This is a genomic window from Peribacillus sp. FSL E2-0159 (genome assembly GCF_038643155.1).
In the GTDB taxonomy this organism is placed as follows: Bacteria; Bacillota; Bacilli; order Bacillales; family DSM-1321; genus Peribacillus; species Peribacillus simplex.
The window spans coordinates 4,405,894-4,423,433 of sequence record NZ_CP152053.1; the positions used below are offsets into that span (position 1 = coordinate 4,405,894).

General features: G+C 41.3%; 21 protein-coding genes, 1 pseudogene and 2 riboswitches. Of the genes and pseudogenes, 9 read left to right on the forward strand and 13 right to left on the reverse strand.

What is annotated here, in order from left to right:
* Positions 1 to 50: 50 nt before the first annotated feature.
* Positions 51 to 1,316, forward strand: coding sequence for an NAD(P)/FAD-dependent oxidoreductase (locus NYE63_RS21500; protein ID WP_342602626.1), 1,266 nt, complete (start codon positions 51 to 53; stop codon positions 1,314 to 1,316).
* Between the two features lie 214 nt (positions 1,317 to 1,530).
* Here NYE63_RS21500 and NYE63_RS21505 read toward each other — a convergent pair whose 3' ends face one another.
* The 3 genes from NYE63_RS21505 to NYE63_RS21515 form a co-directional block, all read right to left on the reverse strand.
* Positions 1,531 to 1,845 carry an MGMT family protein gene (locus NYE63_RS21505; RefSeq protein WP_342602627.1) on the reverse strand — a complete coding sequence of 105 codons (315 nt, stop codon included), beginning with the start codon at positions 1,843 to 1,845 and terminating at the stop codon, positions 1,531 to 1,533.
* 19 nt (positions 1,846 to 1,864) lie between these two features.
* Entirely contained in the window at positions 1,865 to 2,425 is a 561-nt protein-coding gene (locus tag NYE63_RS21510) for an MEDS domain-containing protein (RefSeq protein WP_342602628.1), read from the reverse strand.
* A gap of 235 nt (positions 2,426 to 2,660) precedes the next feature.
* The gene (locus NYE63_RS21515; protein ID WP_169803975.1) at positions 2,661 to 2,831 is read right to left on the reverse strand and encodes a hypothetical protein; all 171 of its coding nucleotides are present in this window, start codon (positions 2,829 to 2,831) and stop codon (positions 2,661 to 2,663) included.
* Positions 2,832 to 2,948: 117 nt separating this feature from the next.
* Between NYE63_RS21515 and NYE63_RS21520 the strand changes: the two are divergent.
* Positions 2,949 to 3,179, forward strand: a pseudogene (locus NYE63_RS21520) (SDR family oxidoreductase); the annotation flags it as partial.
* 115 nt (positions 3,180 to 3,294) lie between these two features.
* Here NYE63_RS21520 and NYE63_RS21525 read toward each other — a convergent pair.
* The 6 genes from NYE63_RS21525 to NYE63_RS21550 all read right to left on the reverse strand — a co-directional run bounded on the left by NYE63_RS21525 (position 3,295) and on the right by NYE63_RS21550 (position 8,962).
* Positions 3,295 to 3,480 (reverse strand): sporulation protein Cse60, encoded by a 186-nt coding sequence (locus tag NYE63_RS21525; RefSeq protein ID WP_048682016.1) that lies wholly within the window; start codon positions 3,478 to 3,480, stop codon positions 3,295 to 3,297.
* A gap of 64 nt (positions 3,481 to 3,544) precedes the next feature.
* Positions 3,545 to 4,627: a tartrate dehydrogenase gene (locus tag NYE63_RS21530; protein ID WP_342602629.1), complete on the reverse strand. Its 1,083-nt coding sequence runs from the start codon at positions 4,625 to 4,627 to the stop codon at positions 3,545 to 3,547.
* Between the two features lie 268 nt (positions 4,628 to 4,895).
* Positions 4,896 to 5,207 carry a rhodanese-like domain-containing protein gene (locus NYE63_RS21535; RefSeq protein WP_034309364.1) on the reverse strand — a complete coding sequence of 104 codons (312 nt, stop codon included), beginning with the start codon at positions 5,205 to 5,207 and terminating at the stop codon, positions 4,896 to 4,898.
* Between the two features lie 295 nt (positions 5,208 to 5,502).
* A complete protein-coding gene (locus tag NYE63_RS21540) occupies positions 5,503 to 6,531 on the reverse strand; it encodes an NADH:flavin oxidoreductase/NADH oxidase (RefSeq protein ID WP_342602630.1) in 1,029 nt (342 codons plus the stop codon).
* Positions 6,532 to 6,729: 198 nt separating this feature from the next.
* Positions 6,730 to 7,572, reverse strand: coding sequence for an aldo/keto reductase (locus NYE63_RS21545; protein WP_342602631.1), 843 nt, complete (start codon positions 7,570 to 7,572; stop codon positions 6,730 to 6,732).
* Positions 7,573 to 7,756: 184 nt separating this feature from the next.
* A complete protein-coding gene (locus NYE63_RS21550; RefSeq protein ID WP_342602632.1) occupies positions 7,757 to 8,962 on the reverse strand; it encodes an MFS transporter in 1,206 nt (401 codons plus the stop codon).
* A 188-nt stretch (positions 8,963 to 9,150) separates the two neighbouring features.
* On the opposite strand from NYE63_RS21550, the gene NYE63_RS21555 reads away from it, so the two are divergent.
* The 3 genes from NYE63_RS21555 to NYE63_RS21565 all read left to right on the forward strand — a co-directional run bounded on the left by NYE63_RS21555 (position 9,151) and on the right by NYE63_RS21565 (position 11,189).
* Positions 9,151 to 9,522, forward strand: coding sequence for a winged helix-turn-helix transcriptional regulator (locus NYE63_RS21555; protein WP_063232600.1), 372 nt, complete (start codon positions 9,151 to 9,153; stop codon positions 9,520 to 9,522).
* 173 nt (positions 9,523 to 9,695) lie between these two features.
* Positions 9,696 to 10,007 carry a hypothetical protein gene (locus tag NYE63_RS21560; protein WP_342602633.1) on the forward strand — a complete coding sequence of 104 codons (312 nt, stop codon included), beginning with the start codon at positions 9,696 to 9,698 and terminating at the stop codon, positions 10,005 to 10,007.
* Positions 10,008 to 10,037: 30 nt separating this feature from the next.
* Positions 10,038 to 11,189 (forward strand): CAP domain-containing protein, encoded by a 1,152-nt coding sequence (locus tag NYE63_RS21565; RefSeq protein WP_342602634.1) that lies wholly within the window; start codon positions 10,038 to 10,040, stop codon positions 11,187 to 11,189.
* Between the two features lie 90 nt (positions 11,190 to 11,279).
* Here NYE63_RS21565 and NYE63_RS21570 read toward each other — a convergent pair whose 3' ends face one another.
* On the reverse strand, positions 11,280 to 12,473 hold the full coding sequence (locus NYE63_RS21570) for a nucleoside transporter C-terminal domain-containing protein (RefSeq protein WP_144477206.1): 1,194 nt from the start codon (positions 12,471 to 12,473) through the stop codon (positions 11,280 to 11,282).
* Between the two features lie 170 nt (positions 12,474 to 12,643).
* Positions 12,644 to 12,744, reverse strand: a riboswitch (purine riboswitch).
* 266 nt (positions 12,745 to 13,010) lie between these two features.
* Here NYE63_RS21570 and NYE63_RS21575 point away from each other — a divergent pair.
* Positions 13,011 to 13,715, forward strand: coding sequence for a YetF domain-containing protein (locus tag NYE63_RS21575; RefSeq protein ID WP_342602635.1), 705 nt, complete (start codon positions 13,011 to 13,013; stop codon positions 13,713 to 13,715).
* Between the two features lie 152 nt (positions 13,716 to 13,867).
* Here the strand turns inward: NYE63_RS21575 and NYE63_RS21580 are convergent, their stop codons facing one another.
* Positions 13,868 to 14,614, reverse strand: a complete 747-nt coding sequence (locus NYE63_RS21580; protein ID WP_342602636.1) for an alpha/beta fold hydrolase — start codon at positions 14,612 to 14,614, stop codon at positions 13,868 to 13,870.
* 311 nt (positions 14,615 to 14,925) lie between these two features.
* On the opposite strand from NYE63_RS21580, the gene NYE63_RS21585 reads away from it, so the two are divergent.
* A complete protein-coding gene (locus tag NYE63_RS21585; RefSeq protein ID WP_342602637.1) occupies positions 14,926 to 15,246 on the forward strand; it encodes a PadR family transcriptional regulator in 321 nt (106 codons plus the stop codon).
* A gap of 126 nt (positions 15,247 to 15,372) precedes the next feature.
* On the opposite strand, the gene NYE63_RS21590 is transcribed toward NYE63_RS21585, so the two are convergent.
* Complete coding sequence (locus NYE63_RS21590; RefSeq protein WP_155726451.1) at positions 15,373 to 15,522, reverse strand: hypothetical protein; 150 nt, start codon at positions 15,520 to 15,522, stop codon at positions 15,373 to 15,375.
* Positions 15,523 to 15,543: 21 nt separating this feature from the next.
* Positions 15,544 to 16,086 (reverse strand): VUT family protein, encoded by a 543-nt coding sequence (locus NYE63_RS21595; protein WP_342602638.1) that lies wholly within the window; start codon positions 16,084 to 16,086, stop codon positions 15,544 to 15,546.
* 50 nt (positions 16,087 to 16,136) lie between these two features.
* A riboswitch (PreQ1 riboswitch) is annotated at positions 16,137 to 16,179 on the reverse strand.
* A gap of 241 nt (positions 16,180 to 16,420) precedes the next feature.
* On the opposite strand from NYE63_RS21595, the gene NYE63_RS21600 reads away from it, so the two are divergent.
* Together NYE63_RS21600 and NYE63_RS21605 are read left to right on the forward strand one after the other, a co-directional pair.
* Positions 16,421 to 16,894 carry an SRPBCC family protein gene (locus tag NYE63_RS21600; RefSeq protein ID WP_342602639.1) on the forward strand — a complete coding sequence of 158 codons (474 nt, stop codon included), beginning with the start codon at positions 16,421 to 16,423 and terminating at the stop codon, positions 16,892 to 16,894.
* 46 nt (positions 16,895 to 16,940) lie between these two features.
* Positions 16,941 to 17,381 (forward strand): SRPBCC family protein, encoded by a 441-nt coding sequence (locus NYE63_RS21605; protein WP_342602640.1) that lies wholly within the window; start codon positions 16,941 to 16,943, stop codon positions 17,379 to 17,381.
* Positions 17,382 to 17,540 lie beyond the last annotated feature (159 nt).

The window sequence follows — 17,540 nt, forward strand, 5'->3', positions numbered from 1 at the left end:
GGCTCTTGCTATATAATGAAGGGACTGAAAATGATAAAGTGGTGATCAATTTGAAATATGATGTAGTGGTAATTGGCGGCGGTCCTTCCGGATTGATGGCAGCAATTGCAGCCGGGGAAAAAGGTGCCAATGTCTTGTTAGTGGATAAAGGCGAGAAGCTTGGCAGGAAACTTGCAATCTCGGGCGGCGGACGCTGCAACGTGACGAACAGGCTCTCAATCGATGAAATCATTCAGCATATCCCTGGAAACGGGCGATTTCTATACAGTGCATTCTCAGAGTTCAATAATGAAGACATTATTCAATTCTTTGAAAAATTGGGCGTGGCTCTTAAAGAAGAGGACCATGGCCGGATGTTCCCCGTCAACGATAAAGCGCAAAGTGTCGTGGATGCCCTTCTGACGCGCCTGTCGAATTTAAAAGTAACGATTTATAAGAACTCTCCAGTTGCGGAAGTTCTCTATGAACATGGAAAAACAAGCGGTATCCGGTTAAAAGATGGACAGACTATTGACACAGATGCAGTCGTGATTGCAGTCGGCGGGAAGTCAGTTCCTCACACCGGTTCAACCGGTGACGGCTACGCATGGGCTAAAAAGGCGGGGCACACGATTACCGAACTGTTCCCAACTGAAGTTCCCGTACTCAGCCATGAAACATTCATTAAAGATCGAACACTTCAAGGCCTCGCACTTCGCGATGTTTCATTGAGTGTCCTTAACCCAAAAGGCAAGGCCCTGATCACACACCGAATGGACATGCTCTTCACCCATTTTGGCGTCTCCGGTCCTGCTGTTCTAAGATGCAGCCAATTCGTCGTGAAAGCGATGAAAAAATGGAACCTATCGGAAGTGATCATGAAACTCGATGCCCTGCCGGACCGAAACAAGGAAGAGGTTTTTCAAGACATCATGAAGGAAATCAAAGCCGAACCGAAAAAAGCCATTAAAAATACCTTAAAAGGTTTAGTTCCAGAACGATACCTTAACTTCCTGCTTGAGCGAAGCGGCATCGACCTTCAAGAACAAGGAGCGACGATATCAAATGAAAAAATCCGCCGTTTTGCAGAATTATGCAAGGACTTCCAATTCGGAGTACATGGCACCCAGCCGCTAGAAAAAGCCTTCGTCACGGGCGGAGGCGTAACCGTCAAAGAAATACATCCAAAAGAAATGGCATCCAAACTAATGGACGGACTATATTTCTGCGGTGAAATTCTGGATATACACGGATACACAGGCGGCTATAATATCACATCGGCATTAGTAACCGGAAGGCTTGCCGGAATGAATGCTGCCATGTATGCCCGTTCATAATTCCTAAAAAGAGGCTGATCCGCTTGGATCAGCCTCTTTTAGATACGATTTTGTAAGCCTATCATCCATTCATGGTTTGTAAGGCATCAATTCCTGCATAGGCACCGTTATTTCAGCCTTCATCGTACTTTTTTGGCATCCGGAGCAGTATTTTCGACGGTTCACGCACTTTATTCGTCCGCACTCGCGCCGCTTCTTATATCAGGCTTTCCGCTTAAAATATTTCTGGATGATAGCGAAAAGCTTCGAGGTCAATGGTATTCCGTTCCGTGAATCTAATGCCTTCACTCTCCAGCATCCCCTTCTGGTGTTCTGCGGCGCCCTCCGCTTTTATGCCGATTTCTCCCTTGGCATTGATTACCCGGTGCCAAGGAAGGTCATGTTTTTTGCTGCTTGAATGAAGGATTCTTACGACCTGCCGTGCACCGCGAGGACTTCCGGCGAGCTGTCCAATTTGACCATATGTCATCACCTTACCGGAAGGGATATGTTGTATGATATTAATCACCCGTTCAGTAAAACTGTCCAAATAACTCGCTCCTTTTTTTCTATCCGTTTGCTAATATCGTAATTTTTTCATCGGTTATCAGGACGCCATGATGCTTGATCAAGTTTGTTTTAAGTTCGGCAGGCACTCTGCAGTCATCGTATGCACAAACTGAAATCAATCCTCTTTCCTTGATCAGTTTGTCGATTCCTTTTTCATAGTCGCCTATCGCTAAGTTGACTTGATCGTCATGCCCCCATTCAACATGGCCCCATGTCCGCACGTGCTGATTACGTTTAGTGTATGTATCGATATTTTCCAAGAAATAATTAACCATCGTCGAAGGATGGAAGTCTCCATGAAAACAATAAAAATCAAAATTATTCATAAGATGCACTTGCTCCAACTGCTCCTCATTTAAATGAAGCTGCAATTTCTTGTACACGAAAGGAAAGATACGGTCATTTTCGACGACCAGGATATGGTCTCCCTGTTCAACACCGGCAATGATGAAAGTCGCCTCATTTTCAATGTAGGCTTCCAATTCATTAAAACAGTATAAAATATGGCCACCATCCGATTGCTGTATATTTTCTATTAGTTGTTTCATATTTTTATCCAAAATGGATCTCTCCCTTAAATACACCAGTCCGCTCAATGTATTATGTATAACTTTACCCATTATCTCCGTGTTTGTAAAATCCAGAAAAGAATATAATCAGTTTTTCCTAATGTCATCTGTTATGATTTGGAATTTTATTGAGTCGAATTGAGGCTGCTTTTAGTCCACTCATTGAAAGACCAAGGCAGCCATTTCAGCAGATTTCTTCATGCATTTTCCCTTTTCATGTTCACCTTTAAATCACAGGATAATACGGCACATAACGCGGGTTATAATAATAGGGCGGTCTTGGTCCTATGAGCGGCAATTCAAAGGTATTTGGGTTGGAATCATATAACAACTCCACTTTTTCATCCGATTGTTCGACCAATAATAACTTCACTTCTTCGCTATAATAATAGGGCATATAGAGGCCTCCAAAAACTTTTTTCTACCCTTCAGCATATTCGAGCTGCACGGCAACGAGCCCGTCCCCCTACATGTTCTTCATGCACGGCATATACCTGATCATCATAAAGTAACCCTACTAGGTCAAGGCATCCGTGTGAACGCCGTTGCGCCCGGAAGGTTTTGGACACCCCTCATCCCGGCAAGTTTCTCGGCAGACGAAGTGACACAAGTCGATAACCCGATGGAGCTTCAAGGTCCGCCATTTGAACTGGCTCCCACCTTTGTCTATCTCGCTTCTGATGATTCCCGTTTTGTGACAGGACAAACACTTCATGTCAACGGCGGGGAAGCGACATCATCCTAATTTCCACATCGAATTCGCCCCCTTCCCAGGAAGTCAAGACGAAAAAAAGACTACCTTGGATTGCCCGCGTTGCAGCAATAGATAGTCTAATATTGATTATAGGGCCAGCCGGCCTTTATTTTTTTTTATAGATGATCATCGCACTGAAACAGTAGATTTGTTCCTCTTCCTCTTCACCTGTAGTGGCGACATTGTATTTGATATCGACGATTTGATTATCACGAATGTCTTCCAGGAAAAAGTTCATTTCATCCTCTAGATCCTTTTCATGCTCATAATCAAATAATTTGACTTGTATCATCGGCTCTCCCCGCCCTTTTACTATAATGATAGTTATTGTGCAGGATGCCCATTTTTCATGATAATTATACTTGATTTGTATGTAAAGCGGATAATATTGCAACCACTTCATTCCCGACTTCTTCTGTAGAAGCAGCCCCGCCCATATCAGGAGTCAGCGCCTTTTTATCAATCATCAACTGTTCGATCACGTCCAACACTTTTGCACCCCAAACCTCGTGCCCAAAGAAATCGAGAATCTGGCTGGCGGACCATATGGCCGCAAGTGGATTGGCGATGCCTTGATGTGCTATATCCGGGGCTGAACCATGAATGGGTTCGAACATCGAAGGATAAATCCGTTCCGGGTTTAAATTGGCACCGGCCGCCAGTCCCATCCCGCCTGCAATGGCAGCACCTAAATCCGTGATGATGTCACCAAACAAATTGGAGGTGACAACGATTTGAAACCGTTCGGGCTGTTTGACAAAATACATGCTCGCCGCATCGACCAGATAGGAATTCGTTTCTACTTCCGGATACTCCTGTCCAATTTCTTCAAAAACCTGATCCCAAAAAACCATTGAATAATTCAATGCGTTCGCCTTGCTTATGCTCGTTAGCGTCCTTCCCGTCTTACGCGCCAGTTCATACGCATAACGGATGATCCTCTCCGTTCCTTTTCGTGAAAAAACCCCAGTCTGCAGTACCACTTCTTCCGGCTTGCCTTTAAAAAGCCAATCACCGGCACCGGAATATTCCCCTTCACTGTTTTCACGGATGACAACCATATCGATTTGGTCACGAGTCACGTCTTTTAATGGACAGGGTGCACCTTGAAGCAATTTAACGGGTCGAACATTCACATATTGGTCAAATCCCTTTCTGATTTTCAGCAGAAGTTCACGTAAGGAAATATGGTCCGGGACACCAGGATAACCGACCGCTCCAAGATACACGGCGTCAAACTTCATCAGTTGTTCCAGTCCGTCGTCGGGCAGCATTTTGCCGTGCTCAAGATAATATTCACAGCCCCATGGAAAATAGGTGAACTGGAAAGAAAAATCCCCGGCAATTGCAGCCACTTCTTTAAGTACCTTTACACCCTCATTAATCACCTCAGGGCCTATCCCGTCACCAGCAATAACCGCTATTTTATGAACATTCATGCTTCAACTCTCCTTTTTCTATATTTTCTGATTTCAGCACCCTAATTTTAACATATAACTTTTGCATCCCCGTTAGGAAAGGTTCATACAGAAAAAAGAGCCCTTTCATGATGAAAGGACTCTTTTTTTCACGCCTTCAAATATGCGCGTCTTTCCGCATATTCACGGCATTGTGAACAAACCATGATCTTTTTTCTTTCTTCATTCAAATAAGCCGTCACATTCTTGGATTTACGCTTACAAAAGTAACAGGTTTTTTTGAAGAACTTCACTTAACGATGACTTCGCCGTCCCATTCAAGCATTCCGCCGACCATGTTTGCCACTTTATATCCTTGTTCCTGAAGATAATGGCATACATTTTCACTGCGGCGTCCTGAACGGCAGATAAAAATATATTCTTTTTCTTTATCAAAATAGTCAAGGTTCGCCGGGATATCATTCATGCGAATATGTTTCGCGCCTTCGATCATTCCCTCTTGCACTTCTTCGTCTTCACGAACATCGACAAGTTCCATCGCTTCGCCTGCCTCAAGCTTAGCTTCTACTTCTTCAGTTGTAATGATTTTGATTTCTTCCATAATTAGCACCTCGAATTATCGTTTGATTTATCTTTTTCATTATAACAAAATTTCCAGTTAAACATCACGTAATGGTTCGGCTTATGAAATTTAACTATCAGCCAACACTCAAATTTTTATTGCTTCAAAGACCATCCTGGTTAAAAGGGCTCCTAACAAGGCAGCCACTATCAGAATACCGAAAGGATCGAATAATTTGCGATGATCCCTATCCCTACTATAGTCACGACGGGTCCTGAATGTAAAAACGCCAGCGAATATAATATTCGCCAGCGTTTTAAGGAAAAAATTTGAATCAATGCTTGAATCCCAGTTGGTATTGTTTAGGGATCTCCGTTTTTTTATTCAAAGCTTTAGATGCTTCCAGTGCCCAATAAGGGTTTCGCAGCATTCCTCTGCCGACGGCAACCAATTCCGCTTCTTCATTACCAATGATCGAATTTGCAAGAATCGGATCATCTAATCGACCTACAGCAATCACCGGAATATCCAAAGCTTTTTTGATTTCCCTGGCCAACGGCGTTTGATAGTTAGCATGCGTACCCGGTCTTCCGTCTGCTCCAATCGGGCCTTCTCCTCCAGAGCTTACATGGAACATATCGACGCCTGCTTCTTTAAAGACTTGTGAAAATGCAATGCTTTCTTCAATACCATAACCGCCTTCAACGTATTCTCTTGCAGAAATGCGCATGATCAAAGGCATGTCGGCAGGCATTTCGCTTTTCACAGCTTTAATGACTTCCACTCCGAATTTGGTCAGGTCCCTTCCATATTCGTCATCCCGTTTATTCGTAAGCGGTGATGTGAATTGGTGGATTAGATACCCGTGTGCACCGTGTAATTCGATTACGTCAAAACCTGCTTGAACAGCCCTTCTGGCCGATGCCCGGAATTTATCGACCATTTCCTTCACTTCTTCCGTTTCTAAAGCTCTTGGTGTTTTAAACGACTCATCAAAAGCGATGGCTGATGGTGCCACCGGAGTTTCGGCATCCTCCGCTTTACGGCCTGCATGGGCGATCTGTATCCCAATTTTTGCACCGTATTGATGAACTTCCTTAACGATGTTGGAGAAAGCTCCAATTTGATCGTCGGACCATAATCCAAGATCGCGATTCGAAATGCGCCCATCAGGCTCCACATCGGTCATTTCAACTATAATTAACCCTGTGCCTCCAACTGCCCTGCTTACATAATGCTGCTGATGCCAGTTTGTTGGTATACCATCTTCCGCTTCGACGGAATATTGGCACATCGGCGGCATGACGATCCTATTTTTAAGTTCAAGTTCTTTTATGCGATAAGGTGAAAATAAATCATTCATATTTTTTATCTCCTTTTTCATATAATGCATGCACATGCATTTATATCATCTCAGTAATAACGTGTCAACTAATCAGGTTCCCGAAGCTGTCATTGTCAACGCCATCGAATGTTAGTACAGCATTTCCATCCCCAACAATGTGGAGATCCAAAAAAAAAAGAGAAAGACGGATATCCCGTCCCTCTTCTTCATACGTGATTAAAAGTCGAAATTATCAGGATCTGGACCAACACGGTGATTCTGATTCAATCCATCAATTTGGTTCATTTCTTCTTCCGTCAATTCGAAATCGAATACAGATGAGTTTTCTACAATACGATGTTCTTTTGTGGATTTTGGAATGGTTACAATCCCATTTTGTAAATCCCAGCGTAAAATGACTTGTGCGACTGATTTACCGTGCTTGGTCGCAATTGCTTGTAAAACGTCATTATCCAGAAGTTCACCTTGCATCAATGGTGACCATGCTTCAAGTTGTATTCCTTGTTCCTTACAAAATGCCTGAACTTCTTTTTGAGTTAACCGCGGATGGCATTCTACTTGATTGACCATCGGCTTCACTTCTGCATCTTCCATTAAATCTTTTAGGTGGTGAATCTGGAAATTGCTCACACCGATTGCTTTCACTTTTCCTTCTTTATAGAGAGTTTCCAAAGCTCTCCAAGCTTCTTTATATTTTCCTTCCACTGGCCAATGGATAAGATATAAATCCAAGTACTCCAAGCCAAGTTTCTTTAAGCTTTTTTCGTAAGCCGCAATTGTCGATTCATATCCCAAATCGGCATTCCAGACTTTTGATGTTACGAATAAGTCTTCCCTGGAGATTCCAGCTTCTTTTAAGCCCTCGCGAATCCCTTGTCCAACCCCTTCTTCATTTTCATAAATGGCAGCAGTATCGATACTGCGATAACCGTGTTTAATGGCCACTTTAACTGCATTTACCAGCTCCGGTCCTTCTTCCACCTTAAATACGCCCAATCCGAACCAAGGCATTTTAACGCCGTTATGCAATGTTGTTGTATCTTGTAAATTTTTCACCATTATCATTCTACCTCCAAATTTTTTTCATTGTTTTTATCAAAGATTGTAATGCGCTTAAGTATCAGTATCATTACATCCCTTCAAGGAACCTTCCACCATTCGCTGAAGGGATGCAATGATACTTGTTTTATTGATACTCTAAACGCATAGCATGCTTTTTCTAACATGCATCACTTTTTTAATCCTATGCTGGTTTGTCCATTCCCTTGGAACGGTCTCTACTTTCCAAGGCCCGGCTCCACCCTGTTAAAATCACTGCTGCAAACACCATGACTCCACCTATCCACGCTGTATGGATCAGTCCGATCGAATCCGTAATCACCCCTCCTAAGTAGGCACCAATGGCGATTCCTGCATTGAAGGCGGCAATATTGATGGCTGACGCAACATCCACTGCACTCGGCACGAAACGCTCCGCTAACATGACGACATACACTTGAAGACCCGGAACATTCATGAATGCAAACAATCCCATTAAAATGATCGTAATTAAACCTGCGATCTTAAACGGTGCCGTGAAAGTCAAGACCACAAGTACAATGGCCTGTATAAGAAACATATAGAATAGGGCATTAATAGGATTGCGATTGGCTAATTTCCCGCCAAGGGTATTTCCTATTGCTATCGCTACTCCATATACTAGCAAAATCAAGGCCACAGTTCCTTCTTTAAACCCTGTCACTTCCTGAAGTAATGGCGACAGGTACGTGAAGACAACGAATGTTCCTCCATACCCTAACGCTGTAATGATGAATACTAGCAGCAATCGGCCATTCGTCACCAATTTGACTTGGTCACGGAACGTGGTCTTTGCAGCTTTTCTTAAATCGGATGGGACCAGGATGCCGTTCCCTATGAAAGCAATCAAGCCGATTGCCACAATGATGATGAAAGCGAATCTCCAGCCGAATTGCTGACCGATGAAGGTTCCAAAAGGAACTCCGGTCACCGTTGCCACCGTCAGACCTGTAAACATGATGGCGATGGCACTCGCCCTGCGGTTTTCAGGGACCAAATCAGCCGCAATCGTAGCGCCGATTGACATGAAGACACCATGTGCAAGCGCTGAAATAACACGTGCGATCAATAATACACCTACCGTTGTCGCAGATGCCGCTAATGCATTTCCGGCAATGAACACGACCATTATCCAAAGCAATAAAGTCTTTCGCGACATATTCGATGTCAGGGATGTCAGGATAGGTGCCCCGAACATGACCCCCAATGCGTATAAGGATACCGTCAACCCCGCCGTCGTTACTGTAATGTGTAAATCTTTAGAAATGAGTGGTAATAATCCCACGCTGATGAACTCAGTTGTTCCTATCGCAAAGGCACTGATCGCTAAAGCCAGCAATGCCCATGTACTTCTATTTTTACTTGAAATCATATCCTCTTCTCCTTCTCGTCGTTTTGTACTATCATTGAAATTGCCTAAGCAACTTTTTTATATATGGTACAGTGGAATTCGGTGTGCAAATGTTATTATGAGATATAATATAAATAAAAACCAGTACGTACTTTAAAGTAATATAGGTACCTTAAAGTTCCTATAAAAATAAGGAGAGTATGCAAATCATGCAAAAAAAGAAGTACAATATATCAGTTGAAGCAACTCTGGAAGTACTGGGCGGGAAGTGGAAATGCGTAATCCTCTGCCATCTGACCCACGGAAAAAAGCGGACTAGTGAATTGAAGCGCCTTATGCCAAACATCACCCAAAAAATGTTGACCCAACAATTGCGGGAGCTTGAACAGGACGGTGTCATCAATCGGATCGTTTACAACCAAGTCCCCCCAAAAGTGGAATATGAACTAAGTGAGTATGGACAAAGCCTGGAAAGTATCCTTTCCGCACTATGTACGTGGGGGGAAAATCACATAACCAGAGTGTATGGAGATAAGTTTTCCGTTCTCGAGGAAAGTGTATTGAATGATCAATTGAAGTAATTCCAAACAAAAAAAGATTAGCTCGAAGTGGCTAATCTTTTTTTGTATATAATTTACCTTCGTACCATCCGTTTTATTCCCCTCCTTCTTTTTGGTATAATATGTAATACCACACCATTAAAGTTTTTATTTTTTTAACCAAGAAGTATAATGGTGAAACCAAGGAGTGACAGATGAGAGTTTTATTAGAATTGATACGCATCATACTAATTTTCGGGATATCCGGAACAATCATTTCGACCATTGTAAACGGCATATATATAAACATAGGAGTTAATATGAATCAGTATGGCTGGCTAGGCTCGATTGCGATCCTGATTTTATTATTCGTCTGGTATAGAAATAAACTTCAGTTCAGTGGCTGGTATTCGGGAAAAGGGAAGGAAAAGCTTCCAAAAATGGCCTCACAAATACTCATTCTGTGTTCACTGTTTTTGTTATGTGCCCCACCTGTCTTAAGTATGCTGCAGATGATCTTTCAATAATCGGGATTCTATATCCTAGATAGAGCAGGAGTGAACGATTTGCGGAAATTGTTTAATATTGTGGTCCTCATACTCCTACTCAGTGGACTTTGGTATGGATATGGTAGAGATATTCAGGAGTCTGGGTTCAAAGCGGGGGTTAGTGCCTTTGCATCCGATGTTCGTTCCTTTATAAACGGGCCAGAGGTTTCGACTGCCTTGGAAAAACTGAGTACTGGAGTCAGCAGCCTGATTGGATCGCTGACGGAAACATTGGATACCGCTTCTGAAAAAGAATCACAGGAAACGGAAAAAGTGAAAAAACCAGCACTGGAAGCACCTGCTGATGCATCATTTTCAGTCCGTAATATCGAAATGGGCGATACGAAAGCTGATGTAGAAAAAATGGCTGGTGAGGCTAAGCGGAATACGCGGAATGAATATGGTGTAGACTGGTTTGCCTATCACGAAAATTATCAAAATTTCTTCATGGTTGCCTACGATAACAACAATAAAGTTGTTGGTTTATATACGAACCAAGATTTGATTTCCTCAAAGGAAGGCATAAAACGCGGCACTCCCAAAGAAACCGTGACTGGGAAAATGGGGGAGCCTGTAACAAAACTGCTTAAAGGAAACGTCTATTACCAGATTCGAAGTGACAGCGGCGAATACGATATGTTTGAAATGGATAATAGCTATGTGACCATTTTTTATGACAAACATGAGCAAAATACAGTCACGGCAATTCAAATCATCGACGCAAAACTCGAACAGCAAAAAAGCGGCTATTTTGCAGAGGCCGGCCCCGGATTAAAGAAGGGCTTTGAATATCAATTATTCGATTTGACCAATGCATCACGGGTCAATCATAATCTCTCAGTGCTTACATGGGATAAACAAGTGAAGGTCACTGCACAGGATCATAGTGAAGATATGGCCGTGAATCAATACTTCAACCATACAAATCTTGAAGGAGAATCCCCTTTCGACCGGATGGAAGATGACAAAATCAATTTTCGAATGGCGGGGGAAAATCTGGCTGCCGGTCAGAATAGCAGTATCTTTGCCCATGAAGGCCTAATGAATTCCATTGGACACAGGGAAAACAAATTACAGAAGGATTTTGAATCACTCGGTGTCGGAGTTGCCTTCGATGAGGAAAATAAACCATATTATACAGAGAACTATTTGACGAAATAAAGAAAAAAGCTGTGCATGGGAAAATCCAGCACAGCTTTTTTCTTGCAAAAGAGGGCATCCATTTATAAAAATGGATGCCCATGTTTTAAATCACCAAACGAATAATCCAACGACCATGGCACTTAGCAAGGAAACAGCCATCCCGCTAACCAAAAGCTTCCAAACATTTCTTCCGATAATGTTCGATTTCTCATCATTGAGGATGGAATTGAATGTTCCATAAATCATGCCCACTGTACTGAAGTTGGCAAATGACGTCAGATAAGTGACAGCCACAGCAACTGTATGCGGAGACAGTGTACTGACTTTATCTTTTAAATCGAGCAAAGCAACGAACTCATTTGTGGCAAGCTTGATTCCCATCAATTGAGCGACGTACATGGCATCATGTCCAGATAATCCAAGCAGGAATGCAAATGGACTAAAAATGACAGAGAAAATCTTTTGAATGGTTAATCCATCCACGAAGAAACCGAAAATGCCGTTTACGCTGGCCGTTAACGCCACATAGCCGATAACCATTGCCATGATGACGAAGACCATTTTGGCCCCAACCAACATACTGTTGGAAATGGTGGAAAAGAAATCTTTACGTTCCTCTTTAGAAGGTACATAAACGACGTCTTCTTCTTTACTGACATCGACTGGATTCAGCATGTTAGCTATCAGCAAGGCATTTAAGCAGTTCAAAGGTATCGCTACGAAAACATAGGTTGCCGGTACCATGGACAGGTAGGCTCCAATGATTGAACCACTGATGCTACTCATGCTCATGATTCCAAATGTCAAAAGACGCTGATCCTTAATCGCACTGAGTTGAAGGCGGAGTACGGCAAGTGCCTCGGTATTTCCTAGGAACATCATCTGAATCGAAAAGAAACTCTCAAGTTTTGGCAAACCGGATACTTTTGAGATGAGCCATCCCACTTTATCAATGATCCAGGTAAGTATACCGAAATACGATAAGACATCAAAAAACGTGATAATGAAGATAATTGGCATCAATGCGCTGAAAAAGAAATCCACTTGTTCATTTGCCATAAGTGAAGGAAAGACAAAAGAAATCCCTTCATTTGCACATTCAATCAACCAGGTGAAGAATGAAGCGATCAGATTGATGACCCATGCCCCAATTTTAGTCGATAACATGAACCATGTGATAAGAAATTCAAGAACCAGCAAGGTAAGAATGGCTTTCCACTTAACGTTCCTTTTATTAGGTGAACATAGGTAAACGATTCCCATTACAACTAAAACACCTAGTATATTCAATAAGAAATACATGATTTCATCCCCTTTGGATATATTATTTCCCATTCATATTTTTTATATAAAAAGCCCTCACCTTTTCACACTTTCAGCCGCAGGAAGAAAGTGTGAAAAAGTAAGAGCCTTCATTGAAACATGTTATGTGGATCAAGCTTTTTCAAGCGAACATAAACCTGTTCATCTCTTCTATTTTCATACTTCCTTGTAGTCCGGCATTACGGCTGCCAGGTAGAAACTATCAGACCATCATCACTGATATTATACAAGGATATTTTTTAAATAAATTTCTCAGGAAAGATATCATTTTAAATCAGTTTATTTTTAATTACAATACGATTTAAAGTTGTTATATTAATATAAATTTTTAGAAAACAGCTAAGAATGTCTCCTAGGGTCCAATGTTGGGTAATACTGATGAAGGAGTCTGCTTAAATATAAACGGCCCCATCTTTAGAGGTCTTTAAATAACCTTCACAGTCGTGATAATCCTTGCTTCAATTCATCATACTAACTATTACATCTCCTTTATAGGAAATAAGGACGTGAATTTTTGTGGATTTTTTTAATAGCCAGGAAACTCTTACTGCAATTCAGTGGACTTTAAGAGCCATCATATCCTTCTTCTTCTTACTTTTTTCGGTTAAATTGATGGGGCAACGGTCCATTTCCCAGTTAAGATTACTTGATTTCATAATGGCATTAATTATTGGAAACATTCTTGCCCACCCTTTGTCTGATGAACAGTTAGGTTTGAAGGGCTCAATGATTACGACCTTTGTTTTAGTGATTTTATATATAATTAGTGTGTTTACGGGTCTTAAGTGGGGCAAACTCCGAAGGTTTTTTGACTCCGCCCCCTTTCCACTTATCGAAAATGGACAAATCATTTACAAAAGCTTAGCAAGGGCCCGAATCTCCATCGATTTTTTATTATCGGAATTAAGAAAAGAAAAAGTCGAAGATATTCAAAAAGTGGCCCTCGCACTATGGGAACCTGGTGGTACCATTTCATTGTTTTTATACCCTCAATATGAAGCAGTAACCCCAGCAGATATGCACCTAGCAACAAATGCTTTCACTTTTCCTAAAACGATCATTAAAGAGGGAAAGATTGATTCTAAAGAAATAAATCGTAGCGGTAAAGACGACGCATGGCTGAAAAACAGAATTAAGATAACATATAATGCCGACGTGAACGATATTTTATTAGCAACTCTTGATAATAACGATAACTTAAAGGTTTTTTTCTACAAATAGATACGTAAGAACACTTCCAAAATCACTTTTGCAGCCAAACTAAAATCCCCTCAAGTATAGTGAAAAACCCACATAAGAATGTGGGCTTTTACACGTTCAACTTTAAGGGGATAATATGATAACCGGCGGTCTTCTTCAAGAAAACTCGCTTATTACTCCGACCAATTCAGTGTATTCAAGAACTTATAAACATCTTCATACACTTGATCACGTTCCTTACCCAATGTGATGATATGACCTGATTTTTCATACCATATCAAGTGTTTATGCTGCGTATCGACTTCATTGAAAATCGCTGTAGCACTCTCCGTATAGTCGGGATCATCCAAACGTCCTTGTAAAACAAGAGTTGGTGATGTGATTAAATCTAAATCTTCACCTGTCTCATTTATAATATTCAACACATCTTTTAGTTGAGGCATAGGCTCTTCTTCAAGCAGCTTCACTTCTGCAGCAATTTGGTCTGCATCTTTGCCCTCAAACTTCTTATAAGCCTGTGCATAATTGAGCAAGCGGTTCTTTTGTCGATCGATACTTTTTCCTTGCGTCGGAGCGCACATTGAAACCACCCCTGTTACAGGCAATTCAATTCCCACTTTTAATGAGAAAACTCCTCCTAAAGAAATTCCTACAACAGCAATTTCCTCATAGCCTTCATCTTTAAGGAATTGATAACCATCAACTACGTCTTTCCACCATTCCTTTGGACCTGTTTTTGCAAGTTCCTCGGCTGATACTCCGTGCCCACTATAAAGAGGTCCGTGGCAAGTATAGTCGAGATCATTCAAGTATTTTCCCAATTTCTTCATATCTCCTGTACTTCCGGTAAACCCGTGAAGTAAAAGAACAGCTCTTTTTCCACCTCTATAAGTGAATGACTCAGGTGCTTTCACTTTCATCTATCTAGGACCTTCTTTCTTTGCTCTTGTTGATAAATAGAATCTAAATGATTTTCGAAAAAAAATCAATTAATACCCCTTGAGTAGGGAATCTTCTATCCTATTCCGAATTTTCATTAAAACAAGTAAATCATGTATATAGTATCCTTACCACACTCTTCACAACTCATCCGTTCCGAAGCACATTTTACTATGGATAAAATTATTTAGCAATCGTCATTTAACCATTTTTTTTAAGAAAAGTAAAATGCACCTTGTGATACGATGTACAAACGTATTACACTTTAAAAATGAAAAGGGGGAGAATTTATTTGGATAAAGAATTAATGAAGGGAAGCATTGACCTCCTTTTGCTTTCACTTCTCTCACAAAAAAGGCTATACGGCTATGAAATCACGAAGATCTTGAAGGAAATGAGCATGGGCAAATATCAAATAAGTGAAGGCACACTCTACTCCGCCCTTAAACGGTTAGAAAAAAAAGAATTCATAAAAGGCCATTGGAAAGAGTCAGAGTCAGGCCGCAGGAAATATTATCATGTCACCGAAAATGGACAAACCGAACTTGAGCGGAAACGAGAATGCTTTTTCTTTCTGGAAAACTTAGTTCGTAAAAGCGCAGAGCAATTCTAAACTAAATAAAAAGCTCCCCGCACCCATTATTGGAAAGGGGCAGGAAGCATTTTTTGCTGAGTTTGGGCTACTCATGAGTTTTGCAATTTTACTCGTGAGTTACTCCGTTCACGCAAAAAAAAGGACCTAATTAGGTCCTTTTTTGTCTATTCCTTTATGCTTGCGATAATTGGCGCAGGAGAGCTTCATACATTCCCCTTGAACATGTGGGCCATATTTTTCACGAAAGGCCTCGAGGCAATAGCATTTGTCTTCTTCTTTTTTGGTTCCATCCATCGAGTGCATCCCTCCTAGCATTTAACTGGAGACTACACGTTTCTCCAGTTCTACGTTGATTCGTCCCAACAGTACGGCACCGATTGACTGAATGATAGTTTTAACGATGATTTGTCCGATAACCGCAGCGGGTACTGCTTCCCATGGTAATATATTGGCACCCAGTGGACTTAGGCCAATCACGACAAATATCACCGAATCGAAAAATCCTCCAACGATCCCGCTGTAAAACACCCTCCAACTCATCGGGAGCTTTAAACGGGTATAAATTTCCGTATCCGCTGTTTCTGCGACCACGAACGATAAAGCGGAAGCAAATACGATCAGTAACGTATCCCCTAATAAGAATGATACACACGCAGATAAAATAAGTGCAGTGACGATACATATATAGGTCTTGGCGCGGCCGAATTTATTCTGGACCAGATCTCGAAAGATGAAGGTTCCCCCAATGAACAATGTACCCATCGGAATGATGAACATGCCAAAATGTATTGGCGCAAAAGCTGCTGTAACCACATTCGCCGTGATGATGGATACTAAATACAATAAAATTCTTAACATTTCTTAATTCTCCTTATACAGAAAAAACAGCACCCTAAGAAAGAGCACTGTTCTCCTTAGTTTTTTTGAGAGGGTAGCTAGAACCTCTTCCGCCCAAGCGGATTATCATTTTCCTTATTTATCGTAGCTTGAAAGCGATTGGAAATCAAGAAGTTTCAATACGGCAGATTTTATGCAACGAGTATGGTATGAATCCGATATTAGCTATGCAATGACTCTGCCGATTTTTGTCGCAGAAAACTACTTGACCGGCTGTATATGAAAAGCCGACAATGATTGATAGAATAATGTTACGATCTTGATATGAGGTATAAACGCGAGGAGGAAAAGAATAATGAAAAAATCAATGTTTGTCTATCCTATTTATATCGCAACCACTCCAGAGAAGCTTTGGGAAGCCCTGACGAGCGGTGAGGTCACGAAGAAATATCACTTTGGATGCCAAGTCCAGTCTGACTGGCAAGAAGGCTCAAGCGTTAAATATTTGCTCGAAGATGGGCGTATAACTGATCATGGTAATGTCCTTAAGTGTGAGCCGCTACACCTGCTCTCGTTCACTTGGAACATGGCAGGAGACGAAACACCTCGCGAACATCCTACTCGGGTCACTTTTGTCCTGCAGCCAATGGATGATTCCACAGTGAAGTTAACGCTAAAGCATGAGGAGCTTGTGGAGACAGATTTCGTATATGATGACAATACCTTTGAAGGCTTGAATAATGGATGGCCAGCAATTCTAAGTAACCTGAAGAGCTTGCTTGAAACTGGACGGACCCTGCCGCCAATATCAGTAGATTGGGATAATTAAGTGGTAGTGGAAAACTATAAAAACAAAACGAAGGAGTTGATTTAGTATGGATACCCAAATAATTACGAAATTTAAGATAGTTAAACCTACTAATGAAGTGTTTGAAGCCATAGTGAACCCTGAAAAAATCGGGAACTTTTGGTTCTCATCTAGTTCTGAAAGATGGGAACAAGGCAGGACGCTTACATTAAGATACAACGAATATGATGCTGAAGTGGCTATTAATGTATTAGAAGTCGAGGAAAATAGGAAAATCGTGTTTTCATGGGGAGAAGTTGATCAAGAAACGGTTGTTACCATTACACTAACAGAGTTGGATAAAACGAGTACAATTATTGAAGTGAACGAATCGGGTTTGAAAGAGGACGACCCCGAATTGATAAACAAAATGATCGGACAAAAAGAAGGTTGGGTATATACATTAACCTGTTTAAAGGGTTATTTAGAAAATGGCGTTAATACTTTGAGAGCATCCATAATTTTTTAATTCTTAAAGGGTGCTGGTTCAGATTTAGAAAGATCACTAATTTTTAAGCATGTTGTGTCCTTTTTATAATACTTACCTTCTTTCCTAATTCTGCATTTGTTAATCAAGGTCAAAGAAAGCATACGGGAAGAGACTTTAAATGTTTCCGAGAAAAAACTC